The sequence below is a fragment of the Castellaniella sp. genome (assembly GCF_047971665.1).
Lineage (GTDB): Bacteria > Pseudomonadota > Gammaproteobacteria > Burkholderiales > Burkholderiaceae_B > Castellaniella.
The window spans coordinates 127,608-147,307 of record NZ_JBKEAA010000012.1; the positions used below are offsets into that span (position 1 = coordinate 127,608).

The window sequence follows — 19,700 nt, forward strand, 5'->3', positions numbered from 1 at the left end:
CCATGAGTGAATACCAGTACTATGAATTCGCGGCCATCGACCGGCCATTGACCCAGTCCGAGATGGCCAAGCTTCGCGCCATCTCCACCCGCGCTGTCATCACCCCCGGCGGATTCACCAACCACTACGAATGGGGCGACCTCAAGGCTGATCCAGCCGAGTGGATGCGGCACTATTTCGACGCTTTTGTCTATTCGGCTAACTGGTGCAGTTGCCATCTGTCGCTGCGGCTGCCGAAGGCTGCTTTTGACAAGGCCGAGCTGCGTCCCTTCATTGCCCCGACCACGCTTTCGGTCGAGTTCAGCGATACGCACTGGATCCTCGACTGGACCCTGGACGAAAGCGAAGACTACGACCGCTTTGCAGAAGATGATGGCAGCGGCTGGATGCGCCGGCTGATTCCACTGCGTGACGAACTGTTGCGTGGCGACCTGCGACCACTATACCTGGGCTGGCTGGCCGCTGGCGATGCGCTGGACGATGATACGCAGGAGCCGGACGTTCCACCGGGCCTGACGGAACTGTCGCCTGCACAGCAGGCCCTGGTCGAATTCCTGGAGATCGACCCGGACCTGTTCGAAGCCGCCAGTACCGGAAGCGCTGCGTCCATGCCAGCGGGCGATGAAGAAACGACGCGCATGACCCCATGGCTGGATACCTGGCAGGTCTCCGACATGAAGGACATGCTCACGAAGCTCGCACTGGGGCATGGCCAAGAAGCGGAACGTCAGGTGAAATCCCGCTACGCCGCATGGCTGAAAGCCCAGCGCCCGGTGGCACCGGATTCTCCCCGCCGCCGGGTGGCGGAGCTGCGCGGACTGGCCCAATCGGTCGCCGCGATCCGGCGAGTACGCGAAGCCAAGGCACATGCGAAGCGAGAGGCCGAGCGTCGCCGCCAACACAAAGCCAAGCTGCGCCAGTTGATGGCCTCTCCGGATGAATCGTGGAAAGCCGCCGATACCCATGCCGCACGCGGCGGTGCATCGGGCTACGACCAAGCCATGCGGATACTGGCCGAGCTTGCCGAAGGCTATGCCCTGGTTTCCAGCCGTGAAGCCTTCGACCGCGAGCTGCGACGTTTCCTCGTACCGCATGCAAGGCGTGCGGCCCTGCTGCGCCGCCTGGCCGATGCCGGCCTGTGGCCGGGTTAGCCCTGAAGATGGCCGACCGCAACGATGAGCTCGCCCGCCTCCGTGCCGAGAACGCCCGTCTGGTCAGCCTGCTCGAAGCACATGGCATCGCCTGGCAAGAGCCCGTACCGGTTTTGTCCCCGGGCTTGAGTGCCTTGAGCGCGGTATCGGTCAGTGCCATCTCATCCTCCGTATGTCCAAGCAGAGGGATGGAGAGCAAGAATCCCGCTACTTGGTACCAAACTTGGACATATCAGTGAGTGGCTTCGACTGTATCACCGAACTTGTCTGCAGACAAAGATTCCTTTATCTACGCTAATTTAAAGTCATTCTGAAGACGTCAGTGGATGTCCTTGGCCATCGATTCACTTCCCGATGCAGAACCGCGAAAAAATCTCTCCCAGCAAATCATCGCTCGTGAACTGCCCCGTGATCCCGCACAAGGCCTCGTGCGTCAGACGCAGTTCCTCCGCAAACAGATCCAGCACCTGATCGCTGTGCGCCGCATGCATCGCTGCGGCCTCTAAATGCGCACGCGCCGCCTCCAGCGCGCGCACGTGCCGCTCTCGCGCCAGCCAGGGGGACTCCGTTCCCGGCGTCCAGCCCGCGATGGCCAGCAGCCGCGCGCGCAGCGCGTCCAGCCCCGCGCCGGTCTGCGCGGAAATACGCAACGGCATATTGTCGGGCGTGTCCACCTCGCGGCTTGCATGCCGCTCGGATTTGCCTGGGATGGAACCGTCCGCAGGAACGGTTCCATGCCCCAGCAAATCCATCTTGTTCCACACCCTCAACACCGGCACACCGGCCGGCAGTCGCTGCACGATCTGCGCATCCAGCGGATCATCGGGATGCCGGGCATCCTGCAAGTGCAGGATCACCTGGGCGCGAGCGATCTCGGCCCAGCTGCGCTCAATGCCGATGCGTTCGACGGTGTCCTCGGTCTCGCGCAGACCGGCGGTGTCCACGATGTGCAGCGGGATGCCATCGAGGTGGATCTGCTGCACCACCCGGTCACGCGTAGTGCCGGCAATCGGCGTCACGATGGCGACGTCTTCCCCCGCCAGGGCATTGAGCAGGCTGGACTTGCCCACATTGGGCTGGCCCGCCAGGACCACATGCAGCCCCTCGCGCAGCACCAGCCCCTGTCGCGCGGTCGCCAGCACGCAATCCAGTGCCGCCGACACTGCGCCCAGGCGCTCGGCCGCCTGGTATTTTTCCAGAAAATCGATTTCCTCCTCGGGGAAATCCAGCGTCGCCTCGACCAGCATGCGCAACCGGACGATGCGCTCGCTCAAGGCATCGATCTCGGTGGAAAAAGCGCCCGACAGGGATGCCATGGCGCTGCGCGCCGCTGCTGTGGAGCTGGCCTCGATCAGATCAGCCACGGCCTCGGCCTGGGCCAGATCCAGGCGATCGTTCAGGAAGGCGCGCTGGGTAAACTCGCCCGGCTGCGCCAGACGCAGGCCCATGTCCGCGCCACGCGCCAGACAGTCCTCCAGCACGCGCCGCAGCACCGCAGGGCCGCCGTGTCCCTGCAATTCCAGCACATCCTCGCCGGTATACGAATGCGGCCCGGGAAAGAACAGCGCCAGCCCCTCGTCCATGATCTCGCCCCCGCGGTCGCGAAACGGCAGGTAGTGGGCATGACGAGGCGTCAAGGCCTGCCCGCACAGCGCATCGGCCCAGCCTCTCAGGCCGGCACCCGAAATCCGGATCACGCCGATCCCGCCCCGGCCGGGCGCCGTGGCAATGGCAATGATGGGATCGGAGGAAAATTCAGTCATCTCGACAGGTTCGGACCGGTCAATGGGACGGCGCCCACAAAGCAGCCCTATGATAGGACATGGCAAACCGCATCATAAGGGCAAGCCGGGCCGGCCTGCCCCGATACCCAGGAACGCAGCACCGCACGTTCAAAAGAAACGGCGCTCCGTAAAGAGCGCCGTCGTCCCGCATCCGGGAGGGAAAGCCGCCGTCAGCTCGACGCCGCGGCCGCTTTCTCCCGATCAAGCCGTTTCATGATCACCCGCTGCTGGATAATGGAAATCGTGTTGTTCACGCACCAGTACAGCACCAGACCGGCCGGGAACATGAACATCATCCCGCCGAACACCAGCGGCATGATCATCATGATCTTGGCCTGGGTCGGATCAGGCGGCGTGGGGTTCAGCTTGATCTGCAGGAACATCGTCGCCATCATGATCGCCGGCAGGATGAACCAGGGATCGCGCACCGAAAGGTCGTGAACCCACAGAATCCAGGGCGCACCGCGCATTTCCACACTGGCCAGCAGCACCCAGTACAGCGCGATGAACACGGGGATCTGCACCAGCATCGGCAGGCAACCGCCCAGCGGGTTGATCTTTTCCGTGCGGTACATCTCCATCATGGCGGCGTTCAGCTTGGCCTTGTCGTCGCCGAATTTTTCCTTCAGGTGCTGCATGCGCGGCGCGACCAGCTTCATCTTTGCCATCGAGCGGTAGCTGGCCGCCGACAGCGGGTAGAACACCAGCTTGATCAGCAGCGTCAGCACTACGATGGTCCAGCCCCAGTTGCCCAGCAGCGAGTGCAGCCAGGTCATGAACTTGAACATCGGCTTGGCGATGATGGTCACCCAGCCGTAATCGACCACCAGCTCCAGGCCCGGCGCCACCGCGCTCATCGCCTGCTGGTCCTGCGGGCCGACCCACAGATTGGCCTCGACCGAGCGCTGCGCGCCCGGCGCGATGGCGCCGACCTGCTCGATCGTGCGGATCGCGTACAGATTGTCCGCCAGGCGCAATGCCTGGTTGCTGCGCACCGTGCCCTGGGGCGGCACCCAGGCGCTGGCGAAATAATGCTGCACGATACCGATCCAGCCGTTGTCGGCCTGCTGGATGTAGCTGCCCTTGCCCTTGGCGATGTCGTCGAACTTCACCTTCTGGAACTTGTCTTCCGACGAGTACACCGCCGCGCCCGTGAAGGTGCTGTAGAAACCCGAAGTGTTCGGCGGATCGTTGCCGTCGCGCGTCAGCTGCAGATACAGCGAGGGATTGATCGGCTGCTCGCCCTGATTGATGATGTCGTGGCGGACACGGATGTCATAGCCATTGCGCGGCACGATGAAGGTCTTGACCACCTTGACCTGACCGTCCGTCGCCTCAAAGGAAATTTCCGTCGTGTCGCCCTTGACGACGGGCTCCGGCGTCACAAGCGAGAACGGCGTCAGGTGCGTCGGATAGCCGCTGCCCTGCGGAGCGCCGACCACACCGGTCTGGGCCACATAGGTGTCACCCGGTTGATCGTTCAGCAGATACATCGGGCCATCGTCGCCCTTCAGGGACTTGTACTGCAGCAACTGCGCCTGCACCAGCTGGGCGCCGGTGGTGTCGAACGTCAGGTCGTAGACGTCGGTCTTGAGGTGAATCTTCTGCCCCTGGGACTCGACGGCCGAACCGGGCACCGTCGCCGGCGTCCCGGGCTGCGCGGCGGCCGCGGCTGCGGACGCAGGCACGCCGGCAGGCTGGCCATTGTCGGACTTGGCGGTCTTGGACTGCTGGGTCGCGGGCGGCGTCAGGGAGAACAGCGACGGCTGGCCCCGATAGACCTGCCAGTTGTTCCACAACAGCAGCAGCGAAAAGGAAAAGATCATCCAGAGGATGGTGCGTCGAATGTCCATTGGCGCCTGTTTTTCTGTATGAGGACGGGGCAAAATCCCGTCAGTTTAACGTAGCAATCCTGACTGCGGCCCTAAGCATTCCCGATCCGGCCCTCACGGCCGGCCCCTGCCCGTGCCGTGCGTGGGTGGCACCGGACGGGCGGGCGGTACCGGATCATGACCGCCCTGGCACCAGGGATGGCATCGTGCGATCCGCCGCGTGCCCAGCCACACCCCTCGAACCACGCCATGCGTCTCGATGGCCTCGATGGCATAGGCCGAACAGGTCGGGGTAAAACGGCACTGCTGCCCCACCCAGGGACTCAAAAAGTACCGGTAAAAACGGATCGGGGCGATAAACAGCGCGCGCATCATGACACGATCCGCGCCAGCAGGGCGTCGGCCTCGGCCCGGACCTCGCGCTTGAGCGCGGTCAGGCTGGTGGCCGGCGGGCGGTTCACCAGGCGGAACACCAGGTCACCGCCCGGCAATGCGTTCCGGTGCAGGCGAAAGGCCTCCCGCAGAACACGCTTGATGGCATTGCGGGTCACGGCCAGCGGCGCGTGCCGTTTGGGGACCACCAGACCCAATCTGGCTGGCCCCGCCGCCGGACCGCGCGGGCTGGAGACCACGAACAAAGCCCCTCGGGCGATACGCCGCCCTTTCAGGGCCGCCGCGTATTCCGAGGGGCAATGCAGCCGGGCCGCCGGGGGGAAAGCGGTGGGCATGGCAATCATTCCGGGGCCTTGCCGGACGCCGGCCCAGAAAGGAAAATCAGACGGCCAGACGCTTGCGGCCCTTGGCGCGGCGGGCGTTCAGGACGGCGCGGCCGGCACGGGTCTTCATGCGCACGCGAAACCCATGGGTGCGCTTGCGACGGGTAACGGAAGGCTGAAAAGTGCGTTTCATGGTGAATCCAAAAGAGCTCGAGGCCAATGGCCAGGGACGGGCCCGAAGGCAACACGTCCCCCGGGATAAAGCCGACAGCCACTAGGCCTATCAGCATCGAAAAGCCCATTATTTCATCAAATTTCAGAAGTTGTGTCAATCACTTGGCGTGATTGCGCCCGCTGTCGAACGCTTATGTCACAGTCAGGCTGTGGATAACTTTGGGCCAGAAAGGGTAGAATCGAGGTTTAGCACGATGACCTCTATGAATGAATTCTGGCAGGCCTGCGTCCAGAGACTGGAGCAGGAACTCCCCCCCCAACAGATCAATGCCTGGATCCGGCCCCTGGTTCCTCTCGACTACGACGAGGAACTCGCGGTCCTGAGGATCGGCGCGCCCAATCGCTTCAAGCTCGACTGGGTCCGCAAGAACTTCTCCACCCGCCTGGAATCGATGGCCTCCGACTGGTATTCCCAGGCGGTGCAGGTGCAATTCGAGCTGTCTGTTCAGACCGGCCGCACGGCCGCGCCGGTCGCGCCGTCGGCCGCGCCTGCGCAGACGACTTCCAGCGCCGCCTCGACAGTCCCCGCCGCCGCAGTCGAATCCGCCGCGGTGCCTGGCGCCACGGCACCCCGATCCGCTCCGGTTCAGACCGCCACGGATGAATCCATCCAGGATCACTCCCGCCTGAACCGGGAACTGACCTTCGAGAATTTCGTCATCGGCAAGGCCAACCAGCTGGCCCGCGCGGCGGCCATGCAGGTCGCCGAAAACCCCGGCGTCTCCTACAACCCGCTGTTCCTGTACGGCGGCGTCGGCCTGGGCAAGACCCACCTGATCCACGCCATCGGCAATGCGCTGCTCGCCAACGGCGCCAGCACACGGGTTCGCTACGTCCACGCGGATCAGTACATTTCCGACGTGGTCAAGGCCTACCACCGCCGCGCCTTCGACGACTTCAAGCGCTACTACCATTCCCTGGATCTGCTGCTCATCGACGACATCCAGTTCTTCGCCGGCAAGAACCGTACCCAGGAGGAATTCTTCTACGCCTTCGAGGCCATGGTCGCCCAACGCAAGCAGATCATCATCACCTCGGACACCTACCCCAAGGAGTTGTCGAATATCGACAATCGCCTGATCTCACGTTTCGACTGGGGCCTGACGGTGGCCATCGAGCCGCCCGAACTGGAAATGCGCGTCGCCATCCTGCTGCGCAAGGCGCAGGCCGAGCGCATCGTCATGCCTGAAGAAGTCGCCTTCTTCATCGCCAAGCACCTGCGCAGCAACGTGCGCGAACTCGAAGGCGCCCTGCGAAAGGTCTCGGCCTACGCCAATTTTCACGGCCGCGACGTGCTGACCGTCGAAGTCTGCAAAGAGGCCCTCAAAGACCTGCTGTCCGTCTCCAACAGTCAGATCACGGTCGAGAACATCCAGAAGACCGTGGCCGATTTCTATAAAATCAAGGTCGCCGACATGTACTCCAAGCGTCGGCCCGCAAACATCGCCCTGCCCCGTCAGATTGCCATGTACCTGGCCAAGGAACTCACTCAAAAGAGCCTGCCGGAAATCGGCGACCTGTTTGGCGGACGCGACCACACCACCGTGCTGCATGCCGTGCGCAAGATCACTGACCTGCGCGCCAAGCAGACCGAGCTGAATCACGCACTCCACGTACTCGAGCAAACTCTCAAAGGATAAGAAGATGCAACTCATTCAAGCGACCCGCGATGCCGTGCTCAAGCCCCTGACGATGGTGGTGGGGATCGTCGAGCGGCGCAACACGCTGCCGATCCTCGCCAATGTATTGATCCGCAAACAAGACAACCAGCTCGAGTTCGTGGCCAATGACCTGGAAGTCCAGATCACGACCCGCGCCGACTTCGGTGTGGGCGACGAGGCCCAGGCCACCACCGTGGCCGCCCGCAAGCTGCTCGACATCCTGCGCGCCCTGCCCGAATCGGGCGAGGTCCGGCTGTCCCTGGACGAATCCAAGCTAACCGTCCAGGCCGGTCGCAGCCGCTTTGCCCTGCAGACCCTGGACGCGACCGACTATCCCACGGTCACCCAGGCCGAACAATGGTCCGCTTCCTTCTCCATTTCCCAGAAGACCCTGAAGAACCTGTTCAATCAGGTGCATTTCTCCATGGCGCAACAGGACATCCGTTATTACCTGAACGGCCTGCTGCTGGTGCTCGAACCCGGCCGCGTGCGGGCGGTGGCGACCGACGGTCACAGGCTGGCCCACAGCGGCGCCGCCATCGAAGGGCAATCGGCCTCGATGGATGTGATCATTCCGCGCAAGACCATCCACGAGATGCAACGCCTGCTGTCCGATGATGAACAGGCCGCCGTGCAGGTCGATGTAGCCGCCGGCCAGATCCGCTTCCGCTTCGACGACATCGAAGTCGTCTCCAAGCTGGTCGAAGGCAAATTCCCCGACTATCGCCGCGTGATCCCCTCCGGCTATACGCGGCATTTCGATGTGGCCCGCGACGTTCTTCAGGCCGCGCTGCAGCGCACCGCCATCCTGACCACGGACAAACTCAAGGGTGTGCGCCTGCAACTGGGCGACAACCTGCTGCGACTGTCCTCATCCAATGCCGAGCAGGAAGAGGCCCGCGAAGAACTCGAAGTCGACTACGACAAGGAATCTCTGGACGTCGCCTTCAACGTCAGCTATCTGCTCGATGTGCTGTCCAACATCAAGACCGACTCCGTGTGCTGGTCCGTTCAGCCCGACGCCAACGCGTCTGTGCTGATCACGCTGCCCAACGACGAAGAATTCAAATACGTCGTCATGCCGATGCGTATCTGAGCCCCCTGATCCGTCCACGCCGTCGACGCATTCAACCACAGGATTTTCATGTCAGACCTCGCCCCTCAGAACCCCGCCGCCGGCTACGGCGCCGATTCGATCAAGATGCTCAAAGGCCTGGAGGCCGTGCGCAAGCGCCCGGGCATGTACATCGGCGACACCTCCGATGGGACCGGCCTGCACCACATGGTCTTCGAGGTCGTGGACAACGCCATCGACGAGGCGCTGGCGGGGTATTGCGACGACATCGTCGTCACCATCCATTCCGACAACAGCATTTCCGTGACGGACAACGGCCGCGGCATTCCCACGGCCATCCACAAGGACGATGAACAACGTCGCAGCGCGGCCGAAATCGTCATGACCGAACTGCACGCCGGCGGCAAATTCGACCAGAACTCCTACAAGGTCTCCGGCGGTCTGCATGGCGTGGGCGTGTCCTGCGTCAACGCCCTGTCCGAATGGCTGCGTCTGACGATCTGGCGGCACGGCGAGGAACACCAGATGGAATTCCGGCGCGGTGAGCGGGTCGCCCCACTGGCCGTGACGGGCACCGCCGAGCGGACCGGCACCCGGGTCCAGTACCTGGCCGATGCCGAAATCTTCACCAACATCGACTACACCTACGAAATCCTGGCGCGGCGGCTGCGCGAGCTGTCCTTCCTGAACAATGGCGTCAAGATCCGCCTGGTGGACGAACGCACCGGTCAGGACGAGAACCTGGCCTTCCTGGGCGGTGTCAAGGGCTTTGTCCAGTACATCAACCGCACCAAATCTGTCCTGCACGAGAATATCTTTGCCGTGACGACCGAATCCGAGGCCGGCGGTGTGCCCGTGGGTGTCGAAGTCGCCATGCAATGGAACGACAGCTACGCCGAAACCGTGCTGTGCTTCACCAACAACATTCCGCAACGCGACGGCGGCACCCACCTGACCGGCCTGCGCGCCGCCATGACCCGGGTGCTGAACAAATACATCACCGACAACGAACTGGCCAAGAAAGCCAAGGTCGACACCACGGGCGACGACATGCGCGAAGGCCTGGCCTGCGTGCTCTCGGTCAAGGTGCCCGAGCCCAAATTCAGCAGCCAGACCAAGGACAAGCTCGTTTCCAGCGAAGTCCGGCCCGCCGTGGAAGAAGCCGTCAGCCGCACCCTCGAAACCTGGCTGCTCGAAAACCCCAACGACGCGCGCGCACTGTGCTCCAAGATCGTCGAGGCCGCCCGGGCCCGCGAGGCCGCGCGCAAGGCCCGCGAGATGACCCGGCGCAAGAGCGTCCTGGAAGGCGCCGGCCTGCCCGGCAAGCTGGCCGACTGCCAGGAAAAAGACCCCGCCCTGTGCGAACTCTACATCGTCGAGGGCGACTCGGCCGGAGGGTCCGCCAAACAAGGCCGCGACCGCAAATTCCAGGCCATCCTGCCACTGCGCGGCAAGGTCCTGAACGTGGAAAAAGCCCGTTTCGACCGACTGCTGTCCAGCGAACAGATCACCACCCTGATCACCGCCCTGGGCACCAGCATCGGCCCGGACTTCAACATCGAAAAACTACGCTACCACCGCATCATCATCATGACCGATGCGGACGTGGACGGCGCCCACATCCGCACGCTGCTGCTGACGCTGCTCTATCGCCAGATGCCGTCGCTGATCGAACACGGCTACGTCTACATCGCCCAGCCGCCGCTCTACAAGGTCAAGGTCGGCCGCGAGGAACGCTATCTGAAGGACGACGCCGAGGAAGCCCAGTTCATGCTGCAACTGGCGCTCAAGGACACGGAACTGACCCCTGCGGCCAACGCCACGCCGATCACCGGCGACGCCCTGATGGATCTGGCCCGCCAGTACGTCACGGCCGACTCGGTCATCGCCCGCCTGTCGCGCACGCTGGATGCCGAGGCCCTGTCCGCCATGGCCGAAGGCGTGCAGCTCAGCCTGATCGACGAAGAGGCCGCCCGCGCCAGCGCCACCGCGCTGGAACAGGCCCTGCGCAATCCGGCCGATCCCAGCAGCGTTCAGGTCGAAGCTCAATACGACGAGATCGAGGAGGCCTGGCGCCTGGCGGTCATCCGTCCGCACTTCGGCAACCTGCGCGTCAGCGTGTTCGACCGTCATTTCGTGCGCGGCGGCGACTATGCCGTGCTGGCCCGCACCGCCAAGACTTTCCTGGGCCTGATGGGCGAAGGCGCCATTGTGCGCCGGGGCACCGGCGACAAGCTCAAGGAAAAATCCGTGACGGATTTTCGTGAGGTCATGCAATGGCTGCGCGCCGAGGCCGAGCGCGGCATCAGCAAGCAGCGTTACAAGGGCCTGGGCGAAATGAACCCGGAACAGCTCTGGGAAACCACCATGGATCCGACCGTGCGCCGCCTGCTGCGCGTGCAGATCGAGGATGCCATCGCCGCCGACGAGATCTTCGTCACCCTGATGGGCGACAACGTCGAGCCGCGCCGCGCCTTCATCGAGACGCATGCGCTGCAGGCGGGAAATATTGACGTGTGAGCTGGCTCCCGTCGATTCCCATCATTGATGAAAATTCTGTAGCAATGCAGGTTTGTGAACGGGCTCCGCTATCCACAGCCGAGCCTGTTCCATGAGGCAACCACCTCCATGTCCAGCCCGCCCCCTCCTTTCGTCGTCCTCGATGCCTGCGTGCTGATGTCCACGCTGCAACGCCAATTGCTGCTGCGGGTCGCCGGACAGGGCGTATTCCAGCCGATATGGACCGAACGCATCGGTGAGGAATGGCGCCGCAACGCCGCTCTCCTGTGGCAGATTGCGCCTGAAAAACTGGCCGCGCAATGGCACGCCATGAACCAGCGTTTCCCCGACGCCATGGAGACCCATACCGACCCCTACGAAACCGGATTGCGCTACAGCGATCCAAAGGACTTTCACGTGATCGCGGCCGGCCTAGCCCGGCGCGCGCGTTGTGGTTCGCAGCGCCCGCCCGCCGTACAGGTGATGACATGGAATCTGAAGGATTTCGACCAGTCGGAATTGCGGCGTCAGGGACTGGATGCGTATTCCCCCGATCAATTGCTGGCCGACTGGTGGCAGGCGGGATCATCGCGCCTGGACGCTGCCGTGCGGGCCATGGCCGCCGATGCCGTGGCGCTGGGACATCCTCCCGCGCCGCTGGCGGTGACGCTGGAGCGCGAACGGCTGTATCGTCTCAAGCGCCTGCTGACCGAAACCGAAAAACCTCACGTCCACACAGCCTGAAACTGTCTCAAAATCCCTGCATCCAGATGCGAAAAAACAGATTTCCCGCTTTAAATCAGGGACTTCGACACGATGCACAGTATAATGACAGCATGCTTTCCAGCACCCTGCCCTTCGCTCCCGACCTGTTGACCGTGGCCCCCGCCGTGGAACTGCGCCGCATCATCCGGGCCGTCGCCAGTTCAACCGCCATCGAAACCGGGCAGACCGTCCACGAACTCGAACGCCAACTGCAATCCGAGAGCCGTTTTCCGGCACTGGAACTGGCCTCCCCCGCCCTGGCCTGATCAGGCGCCCTCAACTGGCATGATCCGCTCGACACAAGCCCTCATTGGCTGATAATCCCCCATCAATCCCATCTGAATGGCCAGGATGTAATGCGGTCGGTCCGACTCCCAGGGACTGTAGTCCAGCGGCCCCAACCCGGCCTGCACGGCCATCACATCCGCCAGCAGACGCGCAATCCGGCCGTTTCCCTCGCGGAACGGATGTATCAGGATGAATTCCACATGCGTCAGGGAGATGGCTTCGATCAGGTCCGCGCGACGCATATCAAAACACGGGGTATACCGGGCCAGGTAGCGTCGGTCATAGTCGTCCAGCAGCGTGGGGATGCGATCTGCCGCCGCAAAAGGAAAGCCGCCCTTGCTCATATTGACTGAACGCTCATACCCCGCCCAGGCATAGACATTGCCCAACCAGCGACGATGCCACGCCCGGATCAGCCGCACCGTGATGGGGCCCCGAGGAACCTGCCACAGCACCTCGACGTACAGCTTGCGCAGCAACATCAATTCCGCGTGGTTCATGTCGTCACGCGTGACAATGCCCAGCTTGTTCTTCAGCACGTCGCCATCGGACCCTTCCTGGTCGCTGTTCTGCCATCCGCTGATCTGATACCGGTTCATCAGACAGTCTCCTGCGAAACCCGAACACCCTCTGGATTATTCCCATTGTCCTCAATCCCGACAGGCAGGAAAATAGAAACATGAACCCAACACTTGTCCACACCCTGGACGAACAGCCTCTGGCCGTCATCGGCGATATCCACGGCGAGGCCCAGGCGCTGGACGCACTGCTCGAACAATTGCAGCAGCGCTCCGACACGCAAGATCGCCTGCTGGTCTTTATCGGCGATCTGTGCGATCGAGGGCCGGACAGCGTCGGCGTCATTCAACGAGTCAGACAGCTTGTCGAAGAGGGCCGCGCACTCGCCATCCTGGGCAATCACGAAGTCAACCTGCTGGCCAACGAGGCAAAAGACGGCGCAGGTTGGTTTTTCGACAGCCGGGAAGCCTCCGATACGTCCTTCTATTCGCCCTTTTCTCGCGCATCAGCCCAGGAGCGCCCCGAGATTCGCCACTTTTTGAGTGGCCTGCCGCTGGCCATCCGCATGCCGGGACTGCGTATCGTGCATGCGGCCTGGGATGCGGCTGCCATCGAGGCCATCGCGGATTTCCCTTGTGGGCGAATTCTGGAACTGATCCACGAACAGGAACTCAAGCTCATCGAAGCCGCCCGGGTCGATGATCTGTACGCCCGCCACCTGGCCGAACTCGATCGCTGGGGCAAGCAACTCGAAGACCCGGACCACCCGCCTCCCTATCTGGACGCCGTCGCGGATTTCGAGTCACTGGAACAACGCCTCAATCCCATCAAGCGGCTGACTTCGGGCATCGAGGCGCGCAGTCCCCAGCCTTTCTTCTCGGGCAACCGCTGGCGCTACTCTGATCGCACCGCTTGGTGGAACGAAGACAACGATCCCACTCCGGTCCTGATCGGTCACTACTGGCGCCTGTTCGAATCCCCCGATCAGACCACCGCCTGGCGCTATGGTCGCTTGTTCGAGGGTGTCATGCCCACCGCCTGGCATGGCCGACATCAACAGGCATTCTGCATCGACTATTCCGTCGGCGCGCGTTGGCACGCCCGAAAATTCCCCGATAAAAGTCCGGAAAACCGCTATCGGCTGGCGGCCATGCTCTGGCCAGAACGCACGCTGCTGTTCGACGATGGCGCGCGGATCGAGACCCTCCTCGTCAGCGAAAAAACGTCCTGATTCTTGCTTGTGAGAGATGTGGATAAGTCCCGTGCAGCATATGTGTGCCTATCCTGTCGACAAATTGTTCATAAGTCCGTCAATTCACCCCGGCCCGAAAACCGTCCCCAAATCATGCGACAGCCACACACAAAAGAGCTCACAGACAATGATTATATAACCTATTGATTTTGAATGATTTTTTATGTTTTCCAAGTTATCCACAACCTTCCATCATTCTTACCATTTTGATATTCAAAGGAAAAGAAAAGACGCATCTCCCAGCCCCTCAGCAATTTTTCACGCCTTGCAGGCGTTCCAGCGCCTGGTCCAACGTGGCATCCCGTTTGGCAAAGCACAACCGCAGCAGTTGATGGTTGGATGCCGGACTGTCCGGATCCGCATAAAAGGCTGAAACCGGAATGCTGACAACACCCAGTTCACGGGTCAGACTGAGGGCGAGTTCCTTCTCAAGCCCAGCCCCCAGCGCCTGCGTGTCGACCAACAGGAAAAACGTGCCTTCAGAAGTGAGTGGACGCAATACGGTGTTTTTCAACCCGGCAATCAAGCGGTCTCGTTTTCTCTGATAAAAATCAGATAACTCCGACACAATGTTGGGCTCCCGCAGGTACCGCGCAATACCCGCCTGCATGGGAGTACTGACGGAAAACACGGTGAATTGATGGATCTTGCGGATTTCAGTCATGATCTGTGCCGGAGCACAGCAATAACCGATCTTCCAGCCCGTGGCATGAAACGTCTTGCCGAACGATGAGATCAGGACTGTCCGTTCCGCCAGCGTCGGTCGGGCGACAGGACTCAGATGTTTCTTTCCATCAAAGACAATATGCTCATAGACTTCATCGGACAGCAGGAGCAAGGGACGTTTCGAAACCAAGGTCTCCAGCGCATCCAGATCCTCCGGTTTCAGTGTCAGACCGCTTGGATTGTGAGGAAAATTCAGGACCAGCATCCGCGTCCTGGTCGTGATGGCGGATTCGATCCGGTTCCAGTCGATACGAAATGACGGATCGTCCTCTTTTGGTGGACACATGGGGACACGGACAGGTGTAGCGCCTGCCAGACGAAGCGCGGGCGAGTACAAGTCGTACGCCGGATCGATCAACAGAACCTCATCGCCTGGATGCGTCAGCGCCAAAAAACTGCTCATCAGAGCTTCGGTCGCCCCTGATGTGACCGTGATTTCAGTTTCGGTTGAATAGTCCTGGCCGTGCTGTCCCAGAACTTTTGAGGCGATGACTTCGCGTAACTGAGGCAAGCCGGCCATGGGAGCGTATTGATTGTGTCCTTGCCGCATGGCTGCATTGACAGCCTGAATCAGTGGTTCGGGCGGCGGGTAGTTCGGAAAGCCCTGCCCCAGGTTGATGGCTTTGCATTTCAGGGCCAATGCGCTCATTTCAGTGAAGATCGTGCTGCCCACATCGGGCAATTTGGACGGCAATTGATTGAGCATGTGTTGTTTTGATGCTTTATGTGGATTTAAGGACGCTATTTCGAGCATGAATGGATCGGTTGCGGATACAATCGCGCCTAAGGGAAAACTATGATTTGACTTTTCATATTGCGTAGTTATGCTCCCTGTTGCAATGCAATCTAGCAGTACGCACGTTTCGCACAAGGCATGCCTCGTTGCTATCCGCACTCCGGCACGATCTGTTTCGTTTCAGCGTTCTTGATTCATTGTTTTCTTTCATTCATTTAGGACGTTTCAGATCATGGCTCAAACGGGCAAAGTTAAATGGTTCAACGCTGAAAAAGGTTTCGGCTTTATCACTCCCGACGCGGGCGGTACCGACGTGTTCGCGCACTTTTCCGCCATCGAAGGCCGCGGTTACCGCAGCCTGAACGAAGGCCAGGCCGTGCAGTACGAAGTCAAGGACGGCCCCAAGGGTCCTCAAGCTGCTGAGATCCGCCCGCTGTAATACAGTTCGCGATTTCGCTGCAAGGCACTCTTCGGAGTGCCTTTTTTGTTGCCTGCGCTTTCCTGGGCTGAGACACTTGTACCCTCTTGTTCAAACCTTGTCCACAGCTTTATTCACATGATGATTCAAGCTTTTCTTCTGAACGTGTGTTTCACGTGAAACACACGTTCAGCGATGCAAGTCAGCGGCGGCTCTATGCCCGATGCAAGATGAATCGATTGAAGATCCGGCGTGTACAGGGTTGGAGTTTCAAGCGGATGATCCGGATGCAGCAGGTTTTTGTTTTCAGGGTGACGTCTCGATAATTTCACGTGTTGGTATTTGCTTGACACAAAGAGACAGTTCTGATTGATGAATTTCTTTACTTGTCTTTTAGATCACGTTGCAGAGCGTATTGGTGTGTACTGAGTTGATGTCCCGTCGGTATGCTTCAAAATAATTGTTACGGTCACATCTACGTTGTACTACGCAACATTCAAAATTTTATTTCAATCAATTTTGTAGATGTTCCACGTGAAACATGACTATGTTGTTTTACATAAAACACTGATGTGTTGTTTCACGTGGAACATCCGTTCAAGAGGCGCGAAGTATAATTTTCGAAATCTCTCCGTTTTGCTATGAATTACTCAGAAAAATTTGACGTTGCTGTGATTGGTGGTGGTCATGCCGGTGCTGAAGCCGCATTGGCCTCGGCTCGCATGGGCGCGTCCACTCTGTTGTTGACTCAGAATATGGATACGCTGGGTCAGATGTCCTGCAACCCCTCGATCGGGGGCATCGGCAAGGGACATTTGGTCAAAGAGGTGGATGCTTTGGGTGGCGCTATGGCCTGGGCAACCGATCAAGCGGGGATCCAGTTCAGGATTTTGAATCGCTCCAAAGGGCCAGCCGTACGTGCCACGCGCGCGCAGGCAGATCGCTCGTTGTACCGGCGTGCCATGCGGATGATTCTGCAGGGGCAAAAGAATCTCATGATTTTCCAGCAGATGGTGGACGATCTGGTTCTTGAAGGGGATCGTGTTGTGGGAGTCCGGACTCAAATCGGTTTGGTGTTCCGGGCCCGGGCAGTAGTGCTGACAACGGGGACATTCTTGAATGGTCTGATGCATGTGGGGTTGTCGCATCATGTTGCGGGCAGGGCTGGCGATCCTTCGGCGACCAGTTTGGGACACCGGCTCAGAGAGTTGAAACTGCCGCAGGGGCGACTGAAGACCGGGACGCCACCTCGGATCGATGCCAACACCATCGATTTTTCCAAGACAGAGATCCAACCGGGCGATATGGATCCAGTGCCGGCGTTTTCCTTTTTGGGTCATGCGGACATGCATCCCGAGCAGGTGCCATGCTGGATCACGCATACCAATGAGCGATCGCACGAAATCGTGCGATCCGGTCTTGATCGTTCTCCCATGTACAGTGATCAGGGCACGATCGAAGGAGTAGGGCCGCGTTACTGTCCCTCGATCGAGGACAAGATTCATCGCTTTGCGGACAAGTCGAGTCATCAGGTGTTCCTGGAACCCGAAGGAGCCTCATCCAGGGAAATCTACCCGAACGGGATTTCAACCAGTCTCCCGTTCGATATTCAGTTCGAACTGGTGAGAAGCTTGCGCGGTCTGGAAAATGCCCGCATCATGCGTCCGGGCTATGCGATTGAATACGATTATTTCGACCCCAGGCATCTGCATGGCTGGCTGGAGACCCGGTCGATCCAGGGCCTGTTTTTTGCCGGCCAGATCAATGGCACCACCGGTTACGAAGAGGCTGCTGCGCAAGGGTTGCTTGCTGGCGCCAACGCGGCTTTGCAGACTATGAGCCGGGAACCCTGGACATTGGAGCGCAGTCAGGCGTATCTGGGCGTACTGGTGGATGATCTGGTCACCAAAGGCGTAACAGAACCTTACAGAATGTTTACCTCCCGAGCCGAATATCGTCTCAGCCTGCGCGAGGACAATGCCGATCTGCGGCTGACGGAAAAGGGCAGGGCGCTGGGTCTGGTCGATGATGCGCGTTGGGAGGCCTTTTGCCGCAAACGCGACGCGGTGGCTGCGGAGATCGAGCGGCTCAGGGAAACTCGCGTCAATCCGACCGTACTGGATGCTCACACGCGTGAACAGCTCTGCCTCCAGCGTGTGGACCGGCATCCCAGCCTGCTCGATCTGCTGCGCCGTCCGGACGTCGAATACGGCGCGCTGATGGCGCTGCGCGACGGGCAAGGGGCTTTGCTGGCCGGCCCCGGACTCGATGATCCCGTTCAGGCGGAGCAGGTTGGGATCCAGGCCAAATACGCCGGCTATGTTGATCGTCAACGTGATGAGATCGAGCGGCAAAAGAAGCAAGCGGATCAGGTGGTACCGGAAGATTTTGATTATGCCGGGGTAGCCGGCCTGTCGACGGAGGTTCGTCAGCGCCTGGAGGCCTCGCGGCCGACCACTATCGGCCAGGCGGCGCGGATTTCCGGCGTCACACCCGCCGCAGTGTCTTTGCTGCTGGTTCATCTGAAGCGGCATGTCCGCGGGCGACACGCAGCATGATGCATGATGATCAATCCCGACCGTTCGAGACGCGCCTGGCGGCAGCGCTGCGCGCGCTGGACATGACGGATGACCAGGCGCGTATTTCCGTGCTGTTGAGCTACCTGCAACAACTTCAGCACTGGAACAAGGCCTACAATCTGACGGCGATCCGCGACCCGGGTAAGATGCTGGTGCAGCATGTTTTCGACAGTCTGTCCATCGTGCCCGAATTGAGAGCCCGTTGGCCGCGCCGTAATCTGCGGATCGCGGACATGGGGTCGGGGGCCGGTTTGCCGGGTATCATTCTGGCCATCTGCCAGCCGGACTGGTCGGTTGTCTGCGTCGATGCCGTGGGCAAGAAAACCGCATTCGTCCGTCAGGCGGCAGGCGTGCTGGGACTGAAGAACGTGCGCGCCGTGCAGGGGCGCATCGAGTCCATGGACAGCCTGGATGCCGATCTCGTGGTTTCGCGCGCCTTTGCCTCACTGTCGGATTTTGTGCGCGTCGCTGCGCATCATCGTGCGCCAGGTGGCGCGATGCTGGCCATGAAAGGCCAGGACTTCGTTGATGAGCGCGCTGCCCTGCAAGCCGACACAGGCTGGTTCGTGAAATGTGCTGTCGAACTGCACGTTCCAGAGCTGGATGCGCGTCGTTGTCTGCTCGAACTCGATTCACCCGGTCCCCAAGGAACCTCATGACAGTCGATCGTCCGAAATCCGCCCGAGTATTCTGCATCGCCAATCAGAAGGGCGGGGTGGGAAAGACCACCACAGCCATCAATCTGGCCGCTTCGCTGGCAATGCATGGCCAGCGTGTGCTGCTGGTCGATCTGGATCCGCAGGGCAACGCCACCATGGGCAGCGGCATCGACAAGAATGCGGCAGCCGTCAACTTGTACCAGGTGCTCATCGGAGAGGCCGATATCGCGCAGGCCCGCATTCGCTCGGAATCGGGCGGCTATGATGTGCTGCCCTCGAATCGTGAATTGTCTGGGGCGGAAATCGATCTGGTCCAGATGAACGATCGTGAAATGCAGCTCAAGCGCGCCTTGAGCAAGGTGGCCCAGGATTACGATTTCATCCTGATCGACTGTCCGCCGACGCTTTCTTTGCTGACCCTGAACGGACTGGCGGGCGCTCATGGCGTGATCATTCCCATGCAGTGCGAGTATTTCGCGCTCGAAGGCCTGTCCGACCTGGTCAACACGATCAAACGGATCTATCGCAATCTGAATCCCGACCTGGAACTGATCGGTCTGCTGCGCGTCATGTTCGACCCGCGGATGACGTTGCAGCAACAGGTCTCGACGCAACTGGAATTGCATTTCGGAGACAAGGTCTTCAAGACAGTCGTGCCCCGCAATGTCCGCCTGGCCGAAGCCCCCAGCTATGGTCAACCCGGCGTGGTGTATGACAAGTCATCCCGGGGCGCCCGCGCCTACCTCGCTTTTGGCGAGGAACTCATCCGCCGGGTCGGCGGCAAGATCCGTCCGCGCGCGGCCTGA

18 protein-coding genes are annotated in these 19,700 nt (G+C 60.7%); 11 read left to right on the forward strand and 7 right to left on the reverse strand.

Features of this window, described 5'->3' with window-relative positions; all coding sequences use genetic code 11:
- Window positions 1–2 precede the first annotated feature (2 nt).
- Window positions 3–1,151: a hypothetical protein gene (locus ACK5JE_RS03780; RefSeq protein WP_416800386.1), complete on the forward strand. Its 1,149-nt coding sequence runs from the start codon at window positions 3–5 to the stop codon at window positions 1,149–1,151.
- Between the two features lie 344 nt (window positions 1,152–1,495).
- On the opposite strand, the gene mnmE is transcribed toward ACK5JE_RS03780, so the two are convergent.
- The 5 genes from mnmE to rpmH form a co-directional block, all read right to left on the reverse strand.
- Window positions 1,496–2,914, reverse strand: a complete 1,419-nt coding sequence (gene mnmE / locus ACK5JE_RS03785) for a tRNA uridine-5-carboxymethylaminomethyl(34) synthesis GTPase MnmE (protein ID WP_416800387.1) — start codon at window positions 2,912–2,914, stop codon at window positions 1,496–1,498.
- A 191-nt stretch (window positions 2,915–3,105) separates the two neighbouring features.
- Complete coding sequence (gene yidC, locus ACK5JE_RS03790) at window positions 3,106–4,788, reverse strand: membrane protein insertase YidC (RefSeq protein ID WP_416800388.1); 1,683 nt, start codon at window positions 4,786–4,788, stop codon at window positions 3,106–3,108.
- 93 nt (window positions 4,789–4,881) lie between these two features.
- Window positions 4,882–5,142 (reverse strand): membrane protein insertion efficiency factor YidD, encoded by a 261-nt coding sequence (gene yidD, locus ACK5JE_RS03795; RefSeq protein WP_416800389.1) that lies wholly within the window; start codon window positions 5,140–5,142, stop codon window positions 4,882–4,884.
- Window positions 5,139–5,495: a ribonuclease P protein component gene (locus ACK5JE_RS03800; protein WP_416800390.1), complete on the reverse strand. Its 357-nt coding sequence runs from the start codon at window positions 5,493–5,495 to the stop codon at window positions 5,139–5,141. The genes yidD and ACK5JE_RS03800 overlap by 4 nt, the downstream gene beginning before the upstream one ends.
- A 46-nt stretch (window positions 5,496–5,541) precedes the next feature.
- The gene (gene rpmH / locus ACK5JE_RS03805; RefSeq protein ID WP_416800391.1) at window positions 5,542–5,676 is read right to left on the reverse strand and encodes a 50S ribosomal protein L34; all 135 of its coding nucleotides are present in this window, start codon (window positions 5,674–5,676) and stop codon (window positions 5,542–5,544) included.
- 244 nt (window positions 5,677–5,920) lie between these two features.
- On the opposite strand from rpmH, the gene dnaA reads away from it, so the two are divergent.
- The 5 genes from dnaA (at window position 5,921) to ACK5JE_RS03830 (ending at window position 11,983) form a co-directional block, all read left to right on the forward strand.
- Window positions 5,921–7,357: a chromosomal replication initiator protein DnaA gene (gene dnaA, locus ACK5JE_RS03810; protein ID WP_416800392.1), complete on the forward strand. Its 1,437-nt coding sequence runs from the start codon at window positions 5,921–5,923 to the stop codon at window positions 7,355–7,357.
- Between the two features lie 4 nt (window positions 7,358–7,361).
- Window positions 7,362–8,474 (forward strand): DNA polymerase III subunit beta, encoded by a 1,113-nt coding sequence (dnaN, locus tag ACK5JE_RS03815; protein ID WP_416800393.1) that lies wholly within the window; start codon window positions 7,362–7,364, stop codon window positions 8,472–8,474.
- 48 nt (window positions 8,475–8,522) lie between these two features.
- Window positions 8,523–10,973, forward strand: a complete 2,451-nt coding sequence (gyrB, locus tag ACK5JE_RS03820; protein ID WP_416800394.1) for a DNA topoisomerase (ATP-hydrolyzing) subunit B — start codon at window positions 8,523–8,525, stop codon at window positions 10,971–10,973.
- Between the two features lie 108 nt (window positions 10,974–11,081).
- Window positions 11,082–11,696: a PIN domain-containing protein gene (locus ACK5JE_RS03825; RefSeq protein WP_416800395.1), complete on the forward strand. Its 615-nt coding sequence runs from the start codon at window positions 11,082–11,084 to the stop codon at window positions 11,694–11,696.
- A gap of 92 nt (window positions 11,697–11,788) precedes the next feature.
- Window positions 11,789–11,983 (forward strand): hypothetical protein, encoded by a 195-nt coding sequence (locus tag ACK5JE_RS03830; protein WP_416800396.1) that lies wholly within the window; start codon window positions 11,789–11,791, stop codon window positions 11,981–11,983.
- Here ACK5JE_RS03830 and ACK5JE_RS03835 read toward each other — a convergent pair whose 3' ends face one another.
- Complete coding sequence (locus ACK5JE_RS03835) at window positions 11,984–12,604, reverse strand: Fic/DOC family protein (protein WP_416800397.1); 621 nt, start codon at window positions 12,602–12,604, stop codon at window positions 11,984–11,986.
- Between the two features lie 80 nt (window positions 12,605–12,684).
- Between ACK5JE_RS03835 and ACK5JE_RS03840 the strand changes: the two genes are divergently transcribed.
- Window positions 12,685–13,755, forward strand: a complete 1,071-nt coding sequence (locus ACK5JE_RS03840) for a metallophosphoesterase (protein WP_416800398.1) — start codon at window positions 12,685–12,687, stop codon at window positions 13,753–13,755.
- A 268-nt stretch (window positions 13,756–14,023) separates the two neighbouring features.
- Here ACK5JE_RS03840 and ACK5JE_RS03845 read toward each other — a convergent pair whose 3' ends face one another.
- Window positions 14,024–15,208, reverse strand: a complete 1,185-nt coding sequence (locus ACK5JE_RS03845; RefSeq protein ID WP_416800437.1) for a methionine aminotransferase — start codon at window positions 15,206–15,208, stop codon at window positions 14,024–14,026.
- 262 nt (window positions 15,209–15,470) lie between these two features.
- On the opposite strand from ACK5JE_RS03845, the gene ACK5JE_RS03850 reads away from it, so the two are divergent.
- The 4 genes from ACK5JE_RS03850 (at window position 15,471) to ACK5JE_RS03865 (ending at window position 19,700) form a co-directional block, all read left to right on the forward strand.
- A complete protein-coding gene (locus ACK5JE_RS03850) occupies window positions 15,471–15,677 on the forward strand; it encodes a cold-shock protein (RefSeq protein ID WP_043679103.1) in 207 nt (68 codons plus the stop codon).
- A 620-nt stretch (window positions 15,678–16,297) separates the two neighbouring features.
- Window positions 16,298–18,214, forward strand: a complete 1,917-nt coding sequence (gene mnmG, locus ACK5JE_RS03855) for a tRNA uridine-5-carboxymethylaminomethyl(34) synthesis enzyme MnmG (protein ID WP_416800399.1) — start codon at window positions 16,298–16,300, stop codon at window positions 18,212–18,214.
- The gene (rsmG, locus tag ACK5JE_RS03860; RefSeq protein ID WP_416800400.1) at window positions 18,211–18,894 is read left to right on the forward strand and encodes a 16S rRNA (guanine(527)-N(7))-methyltransferase RsmG; all 684 of its coding nucleotides are present in this window, start codon (window positions 18,211–18,213) and stop codon (window positions 18,892–18,894) included. Before mnmG ends, rsmG begins: the two co-directional genes overlap by 4 nt.
- Window positions 18,891–19,700: a ParA family protein gene (locus ACK5JE_RS03865; RefSeq protein WP_416800401.1), complete on the forward strand. Its 810-nt coding sequence runs from the start codon at window positions 18,891–18,893 to the stop codon at window positions 19,698–19,700. The genes rsmG and ACK5JE_RS03865 overlap by 4 nt, the downstream gene beginning before the upstream one ends.